The sequence below is a fragment of the Bacillus sp. Nf3 genome (assembly GCF_003028545.1).
Classification (GTDB): Bacteria; Bacillota; Bacilli; order Bacillales; family Bacillaceae; genus Bacillus; species Bacillus safensis.
In genome coordinates this window covers 541,847-559,649 of record NZ_PYUA01000003.1, presented here as the reverse complement: position 1 = coordinate 559,649, position 17,803 = coordinate 541,847, and the positions used below count along the sequence as shown (strand labels likewise).

Below are 17,803 nucleotides of genomic sequence, written 5' to 3'. Positions count from 1 at the left end.
TTATTCATTAGAGAGGAAGAAAGGGATGACGATTTTGACCGCACATTCATTTCGTAATACAGCTTTGATTTTCTTATGTCTTTCCGCAGGAATTGTGGATGTAATTGGCTATTTAAGCCTAGGGCATGTGTTTACAGCCAATATGACAGGTAATATTGTGCTGCTCGGCATTGCAGCAGGAAGCTCCTTGCAGCTAACGGCCCTGCATTCCATCATTGCTCTAAGTGGATTCGTTTTAGGGGTTTTACTTGCAGTTGTGGTAGGCGGGAAGCATGAGAAAGCGTTTTGGCCAAAAGCCGTGACACGCATTTTTATCATAGAAGTGATGATTTTGTTTCTATTTGCTTTCATGACCATTTTCCCTTATACACAAGGTGCTTACTTTATGCTGATCATCCTTTTAAGTATGGCCATGGGCATGCAGACAGCAGCGGCTCGTAAATTGAATGTTGCTGGCATTTCTACAACTGTTCTCACGAGTACACTCGCTAATCTATTTGAAGATGCAGCTCAGCGCATATCATACAGGGAAAAAAGAAAAGCCCCTATTCAGCATGTGAGCTTGCTGCGAATTGGATCTATTGTCTTTTACTGCCTAGGTGCGGCTATTGCTGCATACACAGATCGTTACGACCCGTTTATCATCATTTGGTTGCCTATCATCATCCTAGGCATCATTGTGATAACAGCTGGATTGAAGCACTTTCACCAATTGAAATAGCCTCTCTTTAGAAGGCTATTTCAATGATTGTGATTTTACACTAATAACTCCTTACATAAAAACCAGGAGGGCGTCCCATGATGAACGTAGAACCATATGGATATCCAGAAAATGTCCCGAATCCTCCGTACCCGGGAAAACCGCCTAAGCCAGAGAATACACCAGGGCTCAAATAATATCCGCCAAAGCCGATATGGGAACCAACTGGCCCAATATGTGCCCCGCCTCCGCTAAAACCGCCTCCATGAAAACCACCATAAACCCGTGGATACATACAATCACCTGCCTTCAAATCAGACCTTATCTCATCATATGCATGACAAAAGAGGCGGTGCTCCTGCTTTTTCTTTTCCTTCTATGTACATTAGACCAATTTGATAAAATTTGAATGAAAAGTCCTGCAAAAAATTAAATTAAGCAAAGAAAAGTGACCTTTTTAACTTGTTGCTCTGCCCTATGTTTATTTAGAATAATGGAGCAGGTAATAAATTTGCACACCCCCTTTGTTGCGAATTCTTCTTATTAAACGTTCTTGTAGCGTTTAATAAGAAGAGCCTATTAAAACACAAAAAACCCTTGCTGACGATATCAACAAGGGCGAGAGATACATGGTATTAACCACCAATGATTTTTTCTGCAACTTCGAATGAACCCGCAACGTTTTGCGATAGAACAGTCGCAGCGACCGCTAAACCGACAACAAATAATACTTTTAATCCTGTTTTCATCTTAAATCAACCCCATTCTTTTCATATGTAAATCCGCTTCTAAACTTTTGTTCAAGTAAAAAACAGACTGCTCATAAAGTGCTTGCTTTTCACAATATTTTGCTGCAAATTGTGATAGCTCTTTTACTTCATGATATTCATTCTTCTCTTCTAACTTTCTTAATTTCTCATCAATTTGCTGAAATCTTTGTGGCGCATGCGTTAAGTAAAGATCATGTACGATGCCTATTTTTAGCTGAAACACTTCATGAGAAGCATCCTTTATTCTGGCATATGCAGCCTCTATATATTGGCTTGCACGCTGCTTTTCACCAATCACACAGAGTTCCCGGCTGATCAGATACGTAGAATGGAAAAAGAAATCTGAATCATAGTACTCTTGATGGGACATTGCTTTTTCAAGATGACGTATCGATTCCTTCGGTTTGTTCCAAAATGAATATAAAATGGCCACATTGTGATGAAGCTGAGCCAGCATAAAATCATCCTGCTCACTTGTCAAAACTTCTTCTGCCAGACGATAATTCTCAAGCGCCTCTTCATACCGGCCGATCTCTGTTAGATTCGCTGCTATAAGAGAGTATGAAAGGGCTGTTCTTCTTTCATACTGCTTGTGCCGCTTATAGACGTGGAGCGCTCTGCGGATATAGCTTAATGAGAGCATGATATGACTAAGCCGGTAGTAAAGCCATGCCACTTTAAAATCGAAATCAGCACGTTCTATCTCACTTGGAATTTTATCTAAGAGCTTTTCAGCACTTTGATACATTTGCAATGCAACCTCATAATTACCTTGATGCTGCTCATACACACCCTCATAGAAATCGAAATAATAGGCAAGACGATTAGACAGATCATCTTCTTTTTTTCCATAATGACCCTCTATACTTTTCGTTGAAACGTTGCCCTTTTGCCCTCTTAAATTGTACATAAGAATGTGATGTCTTTTCTCAAGAAGAGAATAGTATATGAGGATATCCGCATCGTCAATTTCCTCTACTGCTTGTTTCGCTTTGGCAAATAACCGTTCTGCCTCATCTGCATGATCTTTTTTGATTTCCATGTTCCAGTCATTTAATAGTGATGCCAATTCCGCAACAGGAACTTTGCTCATTCTACACCCCCAATCCACCTTCAGCTACAACACATGATTTCACTAAATATGGAACTTCTATTAGCAATTGCTAATTAGTCCATTTGACATCATTTTAATATGAATCACTTGAATCTTCAATATCCGTTTCCTTTAAAAGTGCGTTTCCTTTTCCTAATCAATGATATTTGCCTAAAAATTTAGCCTTTTTTAAAAAAAGAACATCTCAAAATGAAAAAAGCCCTTTTTGGGGCTTTTTGATCTTATTCCAATCGTATGATGGTTAATGCCGCTCCAACCGATCCTCCTCCAAGTAAGACAACTGTTGCGACCACTCCGAAAATTTGGAGAGAAATTTGGTTACCTGCTGTAAGCGTTGTAATAAGTGATACATTGTAGGTAGATGCCGATAAAGCGGGTGATAAAATAGAGCCTGGAATGGCAGATCCGCTGTTGACAATCCTCGTTCCAGCAAGTAGTGCTACGCTTGTGTTCACTTGATACGTGATGAAATAGCGACCTGAGACTGGCACTGTAAATACCGTATTTCCACCACTTGCCGTAAAACCATCTAAAGTCTGATTATTAGACAAAGAAACAGCTGTTCCGCCTAAGACAACGAGCACTGTACTTCCCGACGTATTGGACGCGTACATTGAGTTAGCCGTTACACTTGTTCCGGTTGGACCTGTTACTCCCGTCGAGCCGGTGGCTCCGGTTGGACCGGTTACTCCCGTTGGGCCGGTTATTCCCGTCGAGCCGGTTACTCCCGTTGGACCGGTTACTCCCGTCGAGCCGGTGGCTCCCGTTGGACCCGTTGCTCCCGTTGGACCGGTTATTCCCGTCGAGCCGGTTACTCCCGTTGGGCCGGTTATTCCCGTTGAGCCGGTGGCTCCGGTTGGACCGGTTACTCCCGTTGAGCCGGTGGCTCCGGTTGGACCGGTTACTCCCGTTGGGCCGGTTATTCCCGTTGGACCTGTTACTCCCGTTGAGCCGGTTATTCCCGTTGGGCCGGTTACTCCCGTTGGACCTGTTGCTCCCGTTGGGCCCGTTGCTCCCGTTGGGCCTGTTGCTCCCGTTGGGCCGGTTATTCCCGTTGGACCGGTTATTCCCGTCGAGCCGGTGGCTCCGGTTGGACCCGTTACTCCCGTTGGACCCGTTGCTCCCGTTGGGCCCGTTGCTCCCGTTGGGCCTGTGGCTCCCGTTGGGCCGGTTATTCCCGTTGGACCCGTTGCTCCCGTTGGGCCGGTTATTCCCGTCGAGCCTGTTACTCCCGTCGAGCCTGTTACTCCCGTTGGACCGGTTATTCCCGTCGAGCCGGTGGATCCGGTTGGACCCGTTGCTCCCGTTGGACCCGTTATACCTCCACACATATTAAGTTGGGCGCACATGTCTCTCACTACTTTCAATCTGTGGAATCTTCAAGACATACACACTAATACTGATAATTGAGAGAAAAAGAAACGACAATACTTCCAGTCGAGGTCCCGCCAGTAGCTACAATCCCAATGGAGTTCAGGTCATTAAGCGTAATGGATTGACTCTCCCCTGGAGGTACTGTGAAATCTGGAACAGCCGCACCGTTTACCTCTAATGTCACAGTAGGTGCTACAGCTGCGATCCCATTGTTTTCCACCATAATGGTCCCGTTTATGACAAATGGTGTTCCGTCTGTCCAGACAACAACTGCATCAGCAGCAGCTGCTAAATCGACCGTGAAGCATACTGCATCATTCACAAAGCCTGTTTGCTCATTACTACACCCGCCTAAAATAGCCATTATAACCCTCCTTCAACCTATTCTTGATAGACTATGATCTAGTGATCTACGAAGATTGTGCGATTATCCCAAACTTAAAGCCTTATTTTCTTCCTTTGTACCATGTTTAATTGTATTTCTAATCGCGCTTGCACGTTTTCAGCAGCTTGATTCTTTAAAATCAACATCATATCTTTCACCGTAACCGCCCGGCTTTCTCCCTTTTGGACATAGATGTCATGACATGTTTTTTTTGTTTGAATGGTGATAGAAACTGGCACATTTTGATCATCATGATGATGCAAAACCACTGTTGCTGTATTCAGTAATTTTGTTCCATTACGCCATATTTCAACCGAACTGGACGATGCTGAAAAATAAAGAAGGATGTGATGAGATTCAATGTTCTTTAATATGAGCGCATCATATACAGGCAGCTTCACTTTCATCAATCCGCATAAAAAAGACAGGTCGACAAGGATTTTTGAGCTAGATCGATACAAGACTTTCTGACAGCACGACGATCTCATGCAACACGGAACAAGAAGCTCTAACACCACACAATTCTGTTCTTCATTGATGGAAATCAAAGAAAAATAACAAGTCTTAAATATACTTCTCTCAAAGAACACCCATGAGTAGAAAGGTTCCCCATCTTCCATGATGAGCAAAAAAGGAGAACTCAATGAACGTTTGTGAGTAAAGCCATCATTTTTTTTTTGATTGTTTATCTCTTTCAGTTTACTCATCAACAGTTTTGTCACTTTCCATCAGCCCAATTCAATGCTGTATACAAATCCATATGGTCTTTTATCATATGTGCCTTTGACTATTTTGTGCGATTGCCTAAGGACCATCGGCACCAGTCATCAGCTCAGCTTTTCATTTATCGAGTTTCTTTATATAATATGATCAATCACTTACACGCCTCAGTAGCTCTAGAAGGGAAGAGCGCCGTAAAACAAATTGTAGCTGGCGGGTCGCAAGGCAAGGGTTTCAGAAGCACCGAAAAGCACATGAGCTGAGACAGGTGAGATTCCTGTCGGTGAAATTCCGTAGGGAAGCGTGTTGCCCCTAGCCTATGCTTACGAAAGGAGTGCGGGTTCGAATCCCGTCTGAGGCTTATGAGGTCGATGGAAATGGAGGATAAACATCATGTATGTGTTTGAAGAATATATCAGCAACATCGGTAACCCCGAGCTGAAGCAGCGCACTCAAGACATCTTACAATGGGTAGAAGACACATTCCCTCAATTAGAGCCAAGAATTGCTTGGAATCAGCCTATGTTCACAGATCACGGCACATTTATTATTGGGTTTAGCGTCGCAAAACATCACATTTCTGTCGCACCAGAAGGAAAAGGAATTGATCAATTTTCAGCTGACATTGTACGAGCTGGGTACGATCATGGAAAAAAGATGTTTCGCATGAAAGAAAGCTTGCCAGTTGATTATCCTCTCCTGAAAAAAATCATCGAATTTAATATCGAAGACAAAGCGGATTGTTCAACGTTTTGGCGAAAATAAACAGTACCCCGATCTCAGCCGTTAACAGATCGGGGTATTTTACTGCTTCATGTTATTTTGTTCTCTTCCCTACCACTTTCTGTTCAAGCCACTCATAACATGACAAGATGGAATTAACACTTTTTTGAAATATCGGCAAATATACAACAGCAGCGGCTGTTAAACACGCTATAGAAGCTCCTGCGAAGACATCAAATGGATAATGAACCCCTACCCAAATCCTTGAAAATCCAACAGCACACGCAATGATCAACCAATAAAAATGGCGTTTATGAAACAGCCAAAAGATCAGGCAAATCGAAAAAATAAAAATCGTATGATCACTCGGAAACGAGTTATTCACTTCCTTTTGAATCAAAAGATTGACGTGGCTCATTTCTGCAAAGGGCTGCTGATTGAAATAAAACACCCCTGCGATTTTCCCAAGTAACTCTGCCAATATGAAGGTCAGTCCAGCAGAAACGACCATCGCCCTATTGTACCTGCTGCGATTTTGAAACCATACAAACAAACACATGAGCGCTGCTAGCAGCACTGTATATTCAGCTAGTCCAATAAATATCGGATTCAAGGAACCATAATCAATACTGAGCTGATTCACCCACCTAAATAAATCTTCATTAAATCCCCGCATCTCATTTCATCCTTTTTACATGATTTATGATAAGGATAATTGAAATGAGATGTCTGCCTCCATCGATCGAACGAACAAACCATGGAATCATATGACAGGTTTGTCACTTTGCTGTCACTTGAACATCATGTACTAACTTGTTTAACGAGAGTGATGTTGCACCCATTCTTTTTTTAGCAAAGCATATTGATATGTGTTTTCATATTTAGGTGTGCCGTCTTCATGGTTCGTAAATGAAATAAACTCAAGAAAAAGGCCTTCTTTCCGCATGCCTAATCGCTCACATAATGCCTGTGAACGGACATTATCATCCTCTACATAGGCATAAAGACGCCTTGCTCTCTTTTCTAAAAATAAATAGGATAAGAATGCTTCAGCACTCTCACGCGCATATCCTTTCCCTTCATACGCTGCATTAAAATTCCATCCAATTGCATACGTATCAGGCTCCTCTTTTAAATGAAACAATTCACCAATAACCTGCCCACTTTCTTTTAAACAAACCGCTACATATGAGTGATCTTCTTTTCTCTTTTGCACCTTAGCAGCCGCTTCCTCCAATGTAGAGATTCGATCATCAAGAAAACAATTGACTCTTGGATGAGCCAAGTACTCTAACATTCCTGCCGCATCTTCATCGCAAAACGGTCTAATCATTAACCGATTCGTTTCTAATAGATTCATATGTTACCCCTCACTGTTTCTGCTTGATTTCGCGTTTGTAGTCTCTCCATATTCTAGATGACATGTATCAACTTTGACAATCAGATTCATATTGAATTGTCTTCAAATAAACCCATCAAAAGCATTTTGGCTATTAAATAACATGATGACAACTGTTATAATAGAACATAGGTTTGTATTTTATCAAAAAGGGGTTACATCATATGATCAATACGGTGGATGGCAACATTTTAGAGGCAAGCGAAGACATCATCTGTCACCAGGTGAACTGTAAAGGAGTCATGGGCGCTGGATTAGCGAAACAGATCAAAAGCAAATATCCGAATGTGTACAAAGATTATAAACAGTTATGTACAGAACAAGGAGATGACTTGTTAAGCTCCGTTCAACTTATCACAACAAAAGACGGAAAAACAATTGCCAACTTATTTGCCCAAGTTGGATACGGAAGAACAAGAAAGCAAACAGACTACGATGCATTACGCAGCTGCTTTCAACTCCTAAAGGATACAGTTACACAATCACCTGAAGAGAAAAACCAAACGTCCATCGCCATTCCATACGGGATCGGCTGCGGCTTGGCCGGTGGCGATTGGACGATTGTTGAAGAGATGATTGAAGAGGAACTGGGTGATTGTGAGGTGAGGGTTTATCGGTTTAGATAGAGGGAAATGAAAAATGTAATTAGAAGGGGAATTTGTTTTTCAATCTTTTTGCTTTCGTTGATCGGTTTCTTTGACATGCTAATCAATAACAATTGATTCCAATCACAATCAATAATTTTATTTTGTTGTTACATGTGTCTGTTTTGTTATTCAATATAAGGAGTTATTATTTAATAAGAGCACCATTTCTGCACGGAATGGTGCTCTCAATTAGTTCTCTATTTTTTTTCTATAATCTATCAAAATGAAATTTATAACATCTTAAAAAATTCAAAAGTTACTCTAATGTAGAAAGGTATTTTTCTAAATGTTTTTTACCAGAATTACTTTTAGGTATAATACCTAGATGATTATATTTCCAAATGGTTTTTCTTTCATGAGGGTTTGTATTCGAAAGATCATCATAATTAAATTCTATATTGAAATGTCCCGTTTCATTAAATATCATTGTGAAATTTGTCCAAGGCTCTTGACCACTTTGTTCAAACGCTCTCCTAAGTTCTTGGATACAGTCAACTAATTGATGCCATCTTTCTCTGTATTCATGTTCACTCACCTCAAACAATTCAGTGATCTCATGACTATATATCGGCTGATCATTATTTTCCTCAGGTAAAAAATAAAAGTAAGCAGTCTGTGAACCTTCAACTACTTCACCATATAAATACACCTTTACCCAATTGACAGGTATAGTCTTAACTACAATATCAACTATCTGTTTGTAAACATGTTCTAGTTCTTCTTCATTCATTATTTTTTCCCTCCATACACATTATCGAATCGTCTGATTTCCCATTCATCATCACCAATTTTATACTTAATATCAAAAGTTTCTGGACGTAGAGAATCAGCTTTATAGTTAGGTGTTATTTTTACTTTAACCTGATCACCATTTTGAAGAGCATCAGCCCATGCATTCTCAAGCTTTTTCCATTCACCTTTATTTAAATTCCCATTCATCGGCACAAGATTATCAATATCCCCAGACCCTTTAAAAATAGTTGCAATCAAGTGACCTCCGTCATCATCTAGTAATCGATCTGGCTTACCTGAATTGGATTGGGCATATTGGTTTCTTTTGACCTCTCCGTATTTTAAATCACTTGCTTCGACTTTGACAATACGTCCGTAGTGATCGGTTGTGTAGGTGTAGCCTTGCTTTGTTGAATAAACAACATTTGGTTTTAATACTTTTTTACGTTTCCATCTCACATAGTGATCTCCGTAGCTAACAACAGTCGGTGGTGATTTTGGTGCTGGTAATCGTCTGCCTGTCTTAGAGATACCGTATCCTGAATTGTTGTCTAGACGCTTTGCCATAGAGAGGAGTTTATTTTTGAGATTTTCTCCGTCAAACACGTTATACGGCAGCTTCGGGCCACCAGCCAGTTGAAACTTTGGTGAGTATGGCAATAGATTCGGAATAGAAACTCTGTCTAATGATTTTGCTCCTTGTTCAAGCCCTTTCTTCACAGTCGTTTTGGCCGCTGTTGTCCCCGTTTTTGTAATGGCTCCTGCACCTTTAGAACCAAAGACGATTTCTGCTAGAGAACCAGTCGCATAGGCAAACCAGTGTGATCGAGAATATGCATCACCATCGATGACTTCTTTTTGGAATGAGTCCGAAATCGACTTTCCAATCGCTTTCGATGTTTCAATTGGATGTGAAACAGCCGTTACAACCGATTCAACGGCACCTCCAGGATCTGTCACAAGATCATAGATGCCAACTACTGTATCTTTGGCCACATCATATAGACCAACTGCTGCACCTTTTACAACATCAACGAACCCCTCTGAGGCTTCTTCCTGCGCTTTGATCTGGAGAAGCTGGCTGTAATACATTTTTTGATCATAAGAAAGATTCTCATATCCAATTTCGTCTACAATCTCAAAGTATTTCTCTTCTGATATACACGAAGGATCGTTGAGCTTTTCCTTCAATTCTTTGATTCTTCGTTTCTCTTTTTCTTCTTTTTTCACCTTTAAATATGCTTTCACCTGTGCATCGATTTTATCATGGTTCTTGTACACATCTGTCTCATGAAATGCTTTTGCATCGTAACACATGGGCTGCGCATTTTTTCCTTTTCCTGTAGCAGCCATCATTTTTGCATAAAAAGTTGAGAGGTGTTTTTCAATCGCTTCTGATTTTGCGTATTCTGTTTTTAGCTCATGATCTATTTTATGTAAAGCACCAATTGCCTCTTTTCTTTTTTTGTTCGCATCGTCTAAATGTTCATTGACCTCTTTACTTGAAAATACATTCAGTTCTATGAGATCACGGATGTCGTCAAAAATAGTGGATAGGGCTTCTTTTTGTTCCTTGACCATATCTTTATTATTCTGAATCCCTTGTTTCAGTTGAGCGTCTAAGAAATGCTCCTCAATAAATGTACTCCCGCCTAACGATTCATCATCAAGCTTTCCTTTTACCCCATCTAAAAAAGCTTTTTGCATATCAATAAAATCAAGATAAGTGTCCGTGTAAAGCGCAAGATCCTCATAAAAGGCTTTGATATTGTCTGCACCTTTTCCAGTAAATTCATCACCTAATCCCGACACACTTTTTAATGCTTTTTTCACATGCTGCATTTCGTCTCGAAGCTCCTGATAGACTTTTGACCTTTGTTCGACAGCTGACAGTAAAGATGGAGCATCTAATATTTTCATATAAAAAAGACTCCTTTTATGGAATATTCTTTTACTAGAATACCATAAGGAGTCTGACACTTTAATCCACTTTATCGTTTTTTAACCAATTATCCTCCGTAGTGTGGATTCCCTTTTATGATCCTGCACCTCTAGAGAAAAGCAACACTACCTCATTTTTAGCATCTGCCTGAGTTTGTTGTCCAGCAGGCATTCCAAGAATTGCACATAATAGCAAAGCAGTAGTAATCATCATCATTATTTTTTTCATGATCATATGACCTCCTTTCCTATTAGCGTACAAGATTTTAAAGCCAATTCCAAGAAGTAGTTACTTTCTTCATAAAGATTTAACTTCTTATAAATGGAGGCAACATCAGGAGCTAAAGCCTCTATATCAACATATGCTTTTCTTTCTTCCAAAAGACATAGCCCTTTCTTGATATCTTCATAGCTTTCCTGTGGTGTTTTATAACATTTCTCAAGGATATTGAATTTCAACATAAAGTTTGTGTTCTGCTGTTCTTTAGAGAAGTTTTTCCCCTCAGCAACCCAACTTATTGCCTGATCGAACTGATTTGATTTGTAGCTTGATCTTGCAAATTCATACGCACATTGTAAGTATGAAACAGGAGCTGACTGTTTTAGATCATCTGCCGAAATTGCTTTGTTAAAATATTCAATTGCTTCTATATGGTGGTCATATTGAATTTTGAGAAATCCCAAATCATAATAAGCCAACGCTAACAATCTCTTATCATTCTTTTCAATCAGTCTATCGACACAATCCAAAAGTATCCGTTCAGCTTTGTCTAGTCTACCGTCATCAATCAAATTCAGTGCCAACAACATATTACAGTTTATGGTCTGTATGCTGTAACCTTCATGGCCTTTGTAGATGTCCTTTGCTGTTTGTAGATGATGGTGAGAAAGAAGCGTGACTTTATTGAAATAGTAGAGTGTGCCAATTTTATAATGGAACTCAGCCTTTTCAATTTCATCATGTACCTTGTCCAACTGTCTCTCAGCTACTCTGAATAGGACTAGGGCTTCTGAATAGTTATTCTTTGCACTCTCATACATACCTTTGAAAAGATAAAAGTAAAACCTTAGCATGTCATCTGTTTTGACTCTTTCATTTTCTGTTATTGTTGGTTGCCCCACTAAATCTTCCATCAGTACCTTAAATCTGTAATCAAGAATATTGAAATAGAGTAACACATCTTGATTTTCTTCCATTTCGCCTAACATTTCTTGAATCTCATCCCTCAGCTCTACTGCTTGTGAAACTTCCCTCTTTTTAATATGTAAATACCATTTGTTGAGCGTGTTTGCTACATCTACAGAAGAAATCAAATTCGACATCCCATTACCCCCTTGCTATCATTTCCTTTGTATAATTTTAACATGACATTTACAACATATGTAAAGACAAGGTGTTCATTTTAAAAGTTTTCGGTATCCCGCAAAATGCAAAAATACTTTTATCTATAAAAGGTATGTTTTATGTAGTGTGCATTAAAAGAGGAACGACATGGGAGTAGAGAATTAAACATAGGTATCCTGTAACACAAGAAGTAACAGAGTTTTCTAAAGGATATAATACAAAGAAGAAATGTTATTGAAGTTAGTAGCGTAGAAACAAATTTAAAACATTTTCTTTAGAATTCTCTTTTTGAACATAGATTTACATCTCGTTTTCTTCTTTGTGAATATAATTTGACCAAATTACCCCCCTGAAATCAATGACCCTAAGGGGGTTGCTTTGTTATTACTGAGACATATACTGATCGCGTTCCCATGGGTATTTTACGTTCAATATTTTTTGATGCCCTTCTAAATCTTCCACTAGTATGACCTGTCTTTATATATTCTAGACATTCACTAATTCCACACTTACATTTGAATTCAGGAACTCAGCTCCTCTACTTTCATAGCAAGATGCTCCGAAACATTCACAACTTCGGGCATTTCGTGGTTTCCTAAAAATTTAATAATTTGTTGTAAAATTTCTATTAGCTCTACACTTTTTGGCATTCGTTTTTGATTTTGCAAGAGAAGAGAATCAATACTCGAAGCTATTTCATGTAGAGTAAGTTCATCTTTAACACTTGGAATATAGTCCCTTAGCTTTTTGAAAAACCACTCAATATCTTTTATTTCTAACATCGGATAACATTCAAGTTTATAAATGTCATATGTATGAGGCTCATCCATTTTTAAAATGGCTTCGAATTCCTCTTTACTCAAATAAACCTCAGGAAGCTCATATTCAACCTCTGTTGCTTCCTCATCAACAGCGTACTCAACTGTATAAAGCCCCTCAATGAATTCATCAAAGGAATCTGCTAATTTAAAGTCTTCTTCCATCTCAACATCAAAATAATGAATTGCAGGATTCTCTTTCGTTTTTCGATAATCCATCGCTACCCAAGTATGGCCATCCCCGTTAATCAAAACAAGCCCTTCTGGCAGCTCCCACTCTTTTATTAAATAGGCACTATCCATAATCCCTTCATCTTCAGCAATTCCCAAAAGATGATTAAATTGAATATGATCCTCAGCCCATGAATTAGAGTGAGTCGTTGGAAAAGCATTATGAATGGTATAACCACCATTCTGTTCTAATATGAGCTTTTTATATGTATCTGGCAAAGTGACTCCTAGTTTCCTTTCAGCCTTAGATATTTCTGTTTCGTTGATCTTTTTTAACGTATGGTAACCTTCCTCGTCTATTTCCCAAAAAGATTTCAAAGTTTATTTCCTCCAGTTTCATTAAACTAAACCCCATTGCGAACTTCTATTCTATCAAACTGTTTTTGATGGTGATTGTATGTGTAATCTTAAGAGAAAGATTTATCGAATTATTGATAAGATGAGTCGCTTCCGTAAGAATCCAACAATAGATGATTTGAAAAGAAAAACAGATAAAGATGAGAAGACTGTTAGGCAAGCAGTCAAAAACCTTCTGGCAAAAGAAGAATTGAAAAGGAAAAAAGAGAAAAGAGAATGGCGTTTTTAACTTTAAGTTAGCCGTTCGTTTTTTATCAAATTACTAAAAGAAGCAATCTACAAGCCAGAAGCTGCCCTTTTTTCTAATCTTCAGGATCCTCAAAGATACCGAGAATTTCATTCATATCGTATTGATAAAGTTCATACAAACTGCGATCTGTAATCTCGCCTCTTTTTATTCTTTGATTAAGAACAAACATCAGATCGATTGGTTCTCTTTCATAAGATATCATGTCATCATCTGCATCATTAAAATATAATACTGGCTTGTTTAAAAAGGAATGTGATTTAGGCTTAGTAAAGTATGTCCACTTCACTTGCGGATAGTTTCTCCTAATGGTTTCCCCATAATATATACCAATATCCATTGCTATTGCATAGTCCACTTTTGCAATTTCAACTGGATTAGCCAATAAACTCTTTTTTTCATCTTCATAAATAAAATCAGGATATTGCCTTAATTCTTCTAATTCTCTACCAATCTCTTCTTCTGATAATTCATAAATTTCAATCTGAGATAAAAACCAACTATAGATATCTATAAGTGATTCGGGAGTGAAATTAAAGTCCACCTCTTCATTAGTAACATTTTTCAAAACTTCAATCCGTAGTGGTATCTGATTAACAAACCAATCAAACAGAATTTTAGCCTCTTTCTTTGATAAAGTTTCAAAGGATTCCATTATAATTGGTGGTTCCATTAATACATACTCCATTAAATTCCTCCCTCATATTGTAATTATTTTTGAATACTGGCTATACTGATTTAACTCAGTTGCATTTTATGGTTTGCTTGCTCAATTCTACCAGTATTTGTACTTATAATGAAGTACTACTTTACTTTATCAATCATTTCAATTTTTTAATCGGAAATCTTTAACCACTTGTTTCCTTAAAAGAATGAGAAGTTCGTACAACCTATATTTGATACATCGATACAAATTATTTGCATCTTGTGGACCTAGACATCCCTACAGCTGCGGCCATTTCTTTTGCGACAGCTTCATCAATTTGTTTTTTTTTGCGTATTAGGCTATCCTTCGCCTTCCCCCTTTTCAAGGTCATCCAGATGTTTTACGACTGGTGCAATCGTTTCATCTAGCATCTTTTGCAAATCTTCTTTGTTCACTTCTTCTTCCTCCTTCTCTTCCGCTTGATTCAACAGATTGTCGATAGCGGCTCTTGCATTTTTTAGCTCATTCAGGTTAGCAGCTGAAAACTTTCGTCCTGCCTTTTTTACTTCTTCCGCTGGCTTCTCATTCTTCATTAAGAAGTTTTTGAGCAAAGAAAAAAGCCCCTTCTCTTCAGAAGCTGGCTCACGCTCTTGTTTACCTATGTCTGCTGTTCCGGCCATTGAATATCCGGTGATCTCACCCCTTTTGAATCTGTTCCCAGATTTCATCAGATGCTTTTGTCACAAGCACCCAAGATCCTTTTCGGATCAGCTCATCGCCCATTTCAAAATCGGAAGGAGCGATATAAGATTCAACGACTTCCCCGACACCGCCTTGGAAATCATGCTGCTTGTCGATCTCACGTGCATCCTTCAGGAACCCATGAGCGCTTTCTCAATTTCCTCTGGTGTCATGTAATCCCCATGAGCATCCGCTACGTTTGGTTCATAAACAATACCGTACACAAGACGCTGCGCATCATCAGCCTTCGCAATGACTTTGATCTCTTTTTGAAAGTCTGGCTGTTTTTCTGACTTCATAAAAAAGAACTGCTTTTGATTAGCAGCCTTGTCCACTTATGAAACGTGTGTGATCTTTGCATTTATTAATTCGCGTGGCAATTCATTCACCTCCTTTCAAAAGAAAAAGACCCTTAAACGGGTCTTTTTCCAGGCCGCATTTAGCAAAATATCGCCCATATTTGATTAGGATAATAAAATACTTCTACATTTGGATAATCAGAGTCATAACCTATAATTTTAATAATATTACCTGTCTGAGGGTGAAATTCAAATCTAGAAATATTAAAGACTCTTACAATAAAAGGTCCACCAATATTGAAGCCAGTAAAAATTAACCCCCACTTAAAACGACATTTTTGCAGATCACCGTCATTTACATTCCTATATGAAATCCCTTCACATTCTGTATCCCCTGGAGCACATGGGAATGGATAATTAGGGTTTCTTTGATATTCTTCAACTATCTTTATCGCTTCATTTCGATGACTATTCCAATGATCTCTAGCCCTTATCATATACTCAGGTGGTGATGATACAGAATAAATCTTAGGCATGTAATACATGTTTATATCCCCTTTACGCATTTTTATTTAACAACACTAAATAAAGTATGCTTGAGCCTATTAAACGTTATATTACTTACGGTCTATTTTATTCTAGCACTTTATAACGAATGGTTTCTTTTTCCTCAGCGGACAAACCCAAAATGACTGGATCAACCACAGGACCAACCGCACAATGACAATTTACTCGCTCTTTTGGCGTGAGCTGTGTATCTCTCGGAAACATGCACCGCTCTCCGCTGCCTGGTATCTCGAATTCTTCATCGAGAGGAATAATCGTGCCGTCCAGCTGCACGTGACTTTCTCTCGACTGATTCTTCTTCCCGTCGCTGTGTTTCCACTTCTTCCCCGTTACTGCCGGGGATTGGACGTAGGATTCATGTTGAGCGACGGAAGAAGCGGTCAACACCTCTGTAATGGCTGTTACACGTGCGCGTTTCCGGCTGAATTCAGGAAGGTCCTTCAGTTCCAGTTCAATCTCCTGGATAGAGCGGCCTTCTGTTATGCCATCTTTCAGTGTTTGCTCAATGGCTGTATGAGTATTCAGCTGCATCAGCTGCGCAATTCCCGTGACCATGATTCAATCCACTGTTCAGTTTTCTCAGAAAGCACCTTGAATGGGATATCTGCATCGATGGAATTCATGATTTTCTCAGCCAGCTGCGTGACGGTCAGTGTTAGAAAGACAGCCGTTTCTTTTCCAAATAGCTCTGCAAACTCATCTGAAGTGAATAGATCATCATTAAAAAAAGCCAGAATGGATTCTAACGTCTCTGAATCGTCCTTGGATATAAAACCATTCAAAGCATTTAAAAACGTCCTGCGTTGCATTCTGAACAATTTAGCGGTGGTTTTCTCATACTCTTCCACCAAAGAAAGGATATCCTCCAGTTCAGGGAAATCAGCCACCGCTGCTTTGAGTTCCTTGACCTCATCTTCCTCCGCTTTTTGTACAAAAGTGTCCGATACTTATTTAAAACTTCTATTTGGAATTTCATCTAAACATTCTTGTAGTAATCGTTTATATCTAATCAAAACTTTGTTCTCTTTTCTATCAACAAAGTTTTGCATTTTCCGAATTCCCAAAGTTAAAAAAGAAACATACAAGATCATAAATGTAGGCGCATGTACATTAAATTTTTCAACTATAGTGATACCATGATTCATCATACTTCCAAATAAAAAAGACATGATTGAAAAAAGTGCTGTTTCAAAATAATAGAATATGAAGCCTCCTGAATGTGAAGCTCATTGTACATTGACGCAAAGTTCCCTACCAAAATGACACAAAGTACCAAACTTTTATCGATTAGATTTATGACTAATTGGCAATAGTAACATGTTCTTTTCGCATTCCGGCAATCGGGACAAGAACTTGTACCGATAAAATAAAAAGCCGCTAAAATAGCGACTTCAATGGGGACCATGTTCTTGTCCCTCGACAATCTTTAATAAACGGAGCAAATTTGTCCCTGGACAATTTTCTGTACCATTCATACAGAGTATCCCTCAACCGTGTTTAACCTCACATCGTATCAGTTTTAAGTGCATGTGATTGATGTTCTTGTCCCTGGACATCTTTAATCAATCTTACATGGTCTAAAAGTTTCGTGTTTAGCTTCATACTCTTCTATTAATCGGATTTTATTTCCATCAAATCTAATCATTGATATACCATCAAATGAATAAAGTTGTTCTTCTTTTGCTTTAAAAAACCATTCTACAAAAAATAAGGTATCATTTACTTGATGAATATTTTTTATCTTCCATTCTAAGACAACTTGCTTCAGTAACATTTTTTTGATCCACAAATGGACTTCCTCTATACCTACATACATTGCTCCATAACATTCGCGGTAGATAATATCATCAGAAAAATACGTATCTAAAAACGTAAAATCTCTAGTTACCCACATAAAGAAATATTTTTTTATAATTTCTTCTTTCATAAGTACTCCTCTATTTTTTAATTAAGCGCAGTTCTTAACTAGTGTTTTGAATCTATTATATCAAAATGAACAAAAAAAAGTTCTTGGTTGGAATTTATGTCATTCTACACTCATTCGCTT

Annotated in this window: 19 protein-coding genes and 2 pseudogenes; 4 read left to right on the top strand and 17 right to left on the bottom strand. The window is 38.7% G+C overall.

The genetic code is table 11. The features are described 5' to 3' along the window. The first annotated feature begins 25 nt into the window (after nucleotides 1–25). Nucleotides 26–721, top strand: a complete 696-nt coding sequence (locus C9414_RS12305) for a YoaK family protein (protein ID WP_047203095.1) — start codon at nucleotides 26–28, stop codon at nucleotides 719–721. 40 nt (nucleotides 722–761) lie between these two features. On the opposite strand, the gene C9414_RS12300 is transcribed toward C9414_RS12305, so the two are convergent. From C9414_RS12300 to C9414_RS12275, 5 genes are all read right to left on the bottom strand, one after another. Next, the gene (locus C9414_RS12300) at nucleotides 762–995 is read right to left on the bottom strand and encodes a hypothetical protein (RefSeq protein WP_024425111.1); all 234 of its coding nucleotides are present in this window, start codon (nucleotides 993–995) and stop codon (nucleotides 762–764) included. A 455-nt stretch (nucleotides 996–1,450) separates the two neighbouring features. Then, nucleotides 1,451–2,563: a response regulator aspartate phosphatase gene (locus C9414_RS12295; protein ID WP_047203094.1), complete on the bottom strand. Its 1,113-nt coding sequence runs from the start codon at nucleotides 2,561–2,563 to the stop codon at nucleotides 1,451–1,453. A 242-nt stretch (nucleotides 2,564–2,805) separates the two neighbouring features. Continuing rightward, nucleotides 2,806–3,933, bottom strand: a complete 1,128-nt coding sequence (locus C9414_RS20055; protein ID WP_142398059.1) for a collagen-like protein — start codon at nucleotides 3,931–3,933, stop codon at nucleotides 2,806–2,808. Between the two features lie 44 nt (nucleotides 3,934–3,977). Next, nucleotides 3,978–4,322 (bottom strand): DUF3992 domain-containing protein, encoded by a 345-nt coding sequence (locus tag C9414_RS12280; RefSeq protein WP_047203956.1) that lies wholly within the window; start codon nucleotides 4,320–4,322, stop codon nucleotides 3,978–3,980. A 74-nt stretch (nucleotides 4,323–4,396) separates the two neighbouring features. Next, on the bottom strand, nucleotides 4,397–5,050 hold the full coding sequence (locus tag C9414_RS12275; protein WP_047203955.1) for a CotZ-related putative spore coat protein: 654 nt from the start codon (nucleotides 5,048–5,050) through the stop codon (nucleotides 4,397–4,399). 406 nt (nucleotides 5,051–5,456) lie between these two features. Between C9414_RS12275 and C9414_RS12270 the strand changes: the two genes are divergently transcribed. Next, nucleotides 5,457–5,828 (top strand): iron chaperone, encoded by a 372-nt coding sequence (locus C9414_RS12270; protein WP_039178845.1) that lies wholly within the window; start codon nucleotides 5,457–5,459, stop codon nucleotides 5,826–5,828. Between the two features lie 52 nt (nucleotides 5,829–5,880). Here C9414_RS12270 and C9414_RS12265 read toward each other — a convergent pair whose 3' ends face one another. Next, on the bottom strand, nucleotides 5,881–6,462 hold the full coding sequence (locus tag C9414_RS12265; RefSeq protein WP_107163727.1) for an undecaprenyl-diphosphatase: 582 nt from the start codon (nucleotides 6,460–6,462) through the stop codon (nucleotides 5,881–5,883). A gap of 141 nt (nucleotides 6,463–6,603) precedes the next feature. Then, nucleotides 6,604–7,146: a GNAT family N-acetyltransferase gene (locus tag C9414_RS12260; RefSeq protein WP_039178842.1), complete on the bottom strand. Its 543-nt coding sequence runs from the start codon at nucleotides 7,144–7,146 to the stop codon at nucleotides 6,604–6,606. A gap of 203 nt (nucleotides 7,147–7,349) precedes the next feature. On the opposite strand from C9414_RS12260, the gene C9414_RS12255 reads away from it, so the two are divergent. Then, entirely contained in the window at nucleotides 7,350–7,811 is a 462-nt protein-coding gene (locus C9414_RS12255; protein WP_107163726.1) for a macro domain-containing protein, read from the top strand. Nucleotides 7,812–8,088: 277 nt separating this feature from the next. Here C9414_RS12255 and C9414_RS12250 read toward each other — a convergent pair whose 3' ends face one another. From C9414_RS12250 to C9414_RS12235, 5 genes are all read right to left on the bottom strand, one after another. Beyond that, entirely contained in the window at nucleotides 8,089–8,562 is a 474-nt protein-coding gene (locus C9414_RS12250) for an antitoxin YezG family protein (protein WP_039178835.1), read from the bottom strand. Then, on the bottom strand, nucleotides 8,562–10,484 hold the full coding sequence (locus tag C9414_RS12245) for a T7SS effector LXG polymorphic toxin (protein ID WP_107163725.1): 1,923 nt from the start codon (nucleotides 10,482–10,484) through the stop codon (nucleotides 8,562–8,564). The genes C9414_RS12250 and C9414_RS12245 overlap by 1 nt, the downstream gene beginning before the upstream one ends. 115 nt (nucleotides 10,485–10,599) lie before the next feature. After that, nucleotides 10,600–10,734, bottom strand: coding sequence for a hypothetical protein (locus C9414_RS20530; protein WP_258182627.1), 135 nt, complete (start codon nucleotides 10,732–10,734; stop codon nucleotides 10,600–10,602). Between the two features lie 2 nt (nucleotides 10,735–10,736). After that, nucleotides 10,737–11,828, bottom strand: coding sequence for a Rap family tetratricopeptide repeat protein (locus tag C9414_RS12240; protein ID WP_107163724.1), 1,092 nt, complete (start codon nucleotides 11,826–11,828; stop codon nucleotides 10,737–10,739). Between the two features lie 543 nt (nucleotides 11,829–12,371). Further along, nucleotides 12,372–13,217: an SMI1/KNR4 family protein gene (locus C9414_RS12235; protein ID WP_107163723.1), complete on the bottom strand. Its 846-nt coding sequence runs from the start codon at nucleotides 13,215–13,217 to the stop codon at nucleotides 12,372–12,374. 79 nt (nucleotides 13,218–13,296) lie between these two features. On the opposite strand from C9414_RS12235, the gene C9414_RS12230 reads away from it, so the two are divergent. Continuing rightward, complete coding sequence (locus C9414_RS12230) at nucleotides 13,297–13,485, top strand: BlaI/MecI/CopY family transcriptional regulator (RefSeq protein WP_107163722.1); 189 nt, start codon at nucleotides 13,297–13,299, stop codon at nucleotides 13,483–13,485. Nucleotides 13,486–13,558: 73 nt separating this feature from the next. Here the strand turns inward: C9414_RS12230 and C9414_RS12225 are convergent, their stop codons facing one another. The 5 genes and pseudogenes from C9414_RS12225 to C9414_RS12205 all read right to left on the bottom strand — a co-directional run bounded on the left by C9414_RS12225 (nucleotide 13,559) and on the right by C9414_RS12205 (nucleotide 17,683). Then, nucleotides 13,559–14,191, bottom strand: a complete 633-nt coding sequence (locus C9414_RS12225) for a hypothetical protein (protein WP_107163721.1) — start codon at nucleotides 14,189–14,191, stop codon at nucleotides 13,559–13,561. A gap of 329 nt (nucleotides 14,192–14,520) precedes the next feature. Beyond that, nucleotides 14,521–15,225 (bottom strand): annotated as a pseudogene (locus C9414_RS12220) (XkdF-like putative serine protease domain-containing protein); the annotation flags it as partial. A 104-nt stretch (nucleotides 15,226–15,329) separates the two neighbouring features. After that, complete coding sequence (locus tag C9414_RS12215) at nucleotides 15,330–15,734, bottom strand: hypothetical protein (protein WP_107163720.1); 405 nt, start codon at nucleotides 15,732–15,734, stop codon at nucleotides 15,330–15,332. A gap of 88 nt (nucleotides 15,735–15,822) precedes the next feature. After that, nucleotides 15,823–16,697 (bottom strand): annotated as a pseudogene (locus tag C9414_RS12210) (phage minor head protein); the annotation flags it as partial. A gap of 617 nt (nucleotides 16,698–17,314) precedes the next feature. Then, complete coding sequence (locus C9414_RS12205; RefSeq protein ID WP_107163719.1) at nucleotides 17,315–17,683, bottom strand: nuclear transport factor 2 family protein; 369 nt, start codon at nucleotides 17,681–17,683, stop codon at nucleotides 17,315–17,317. Nucleotides 17,684–17,803: the final 120 nt, after the last annotated feature.

What these genes read in the sequence shown, in the direction of transcription:
- C9414_RS12305 (WP_047203095.1), top strand. Translation starts at nt 26, where the DNA reads ATGACGATTTTGACCGCACATTCATTTCGTAATACAGCTTTGATTTTC.
- C9414_RS12300 (WP_024425111.1), bottom strand. Translation starts at nt 995, where the DNA reads ATGTATCCACGGGTTTATGGTGGTTTTCATGGAGGCGGTTTTAGCGGA.
- C9414_RS12295 (WP_047203094.1), bottom strand. Translation starts at nt 2,563, where the DNA reads ATGAGCAAAGTTCCTGTTGCGGAATTGGCATCACTATTAAATGACTGG.
- C9414_RS20055 (WP_142398059.1), bottom strand. Translation starts at nt 3,933, where the DNA reads ATGTGCGCCCAACTTAATATGTGTGGAGGTATAACGGGTCCAACGGGA.
- C9414_RS12280 (WP_047203956.1), bottom strand. Translation starts at nt 4,322, where the DNA reads ATGGCTATTTTAGGCGGGTGTAGTAATGAGCAAACAGGCTTTGTGAAT.
- C9414_RS12275 (WP_047203955.1), bottom strand. Translation starts at nt 5,050, where the DNA reads ATGAGTAAACTGAAAGAGATAAACAATCAAAAAAAAAATGATGGCTTT.
- C9414_RS12270 (WP_039178845.1), top strand. Translation starts at nt 5,457, where the DNA reads ATGTATGTGTTTGAAGAATATATCAGCAACATCGGTAACCCCGAGCTG.
- C9414_RS12265 (WP_107163727.1), bottom strand. Translation starts at nt 6,462, where the DNA reads ATGCGGGGATTTAATGAAGATTTATTTAGGTGGGTGAATCAGCTCAGT.
- C9414_RS12260 (WP_039178842.1), bottom strand. Translation starts at nt 7,146, where the DNA reads ATGAATCTATTAGAAACGAATCGGTTAATGATTAGACCGTTTTGCGAT.
- C9414_RS12255 (WP_107163726.1), top strand. Translation starts at nt 7,350, where the DNA reads ATGATCAATACGGTGGATGGCAACATTTTAGAGGCAAGCGAAGACATC.
- C9414_RS12250 (WP_039178835.1), bottom strand. Translation starts at nt 8,562, where the DNA reads ATGAATGAAGAAGAACTAGAACATGTTTACAAACAGATAGTTGATATT.
- C9414_RS12245 (WP_107163725.1), bottom strand. Translation starts at nt 10,484, where the DNA reads ATGAAAATATTAGATGCTCCATCTTTACTGTCAGCTGTCGAACAAAGG.
- C9414_RS20530 (WP_258182627.1), bottom strand. Translation starts at nt 10,734, where the DNA reads ATGAAAAAAATAATGATGATGATTACTACTGCTTTGCTATTATGTGCA.
- C9414_RS12240 (WP_107163724.1), bottom strand. Translation starts at nt 11,828, where the DNA reads ATGTCGAATTTGATTTCTTCTGTAGATGTAGCAAACACGCTCAACAAA.
- C9414_RS12230 (WP_107163722.1), top strand. Translation starts at nt 13,297, where the DNA reads ATGTGTAATCTTAAGAGAAAGATTTATCGAATTATTGATAAGATGAGT.
- C9414_RS12225 (WP_107163721.1), bottom strand. Translation starts at nt 14,191, where the DNA reads ATGGAGTATGTATTAATGGAACCACCAATTATAATGGAATCCTTTGAA.
- C9414_RS12215 (WP_107163720.1), bottom strand. Translation starts at nt 15,734, where the DNA reads ATGTATTACATGCCTAAGATTTATTCTGTATCATCACCACCTGAGTAT.
- C9414_RS12205 (WP_107163719.1), bottom strand. Translation starts at nt 17,683, where the DNA reads ATGAAAGAAGAAATTATAAAAAAATATTTCTTTATGTGGGTAACTAGA.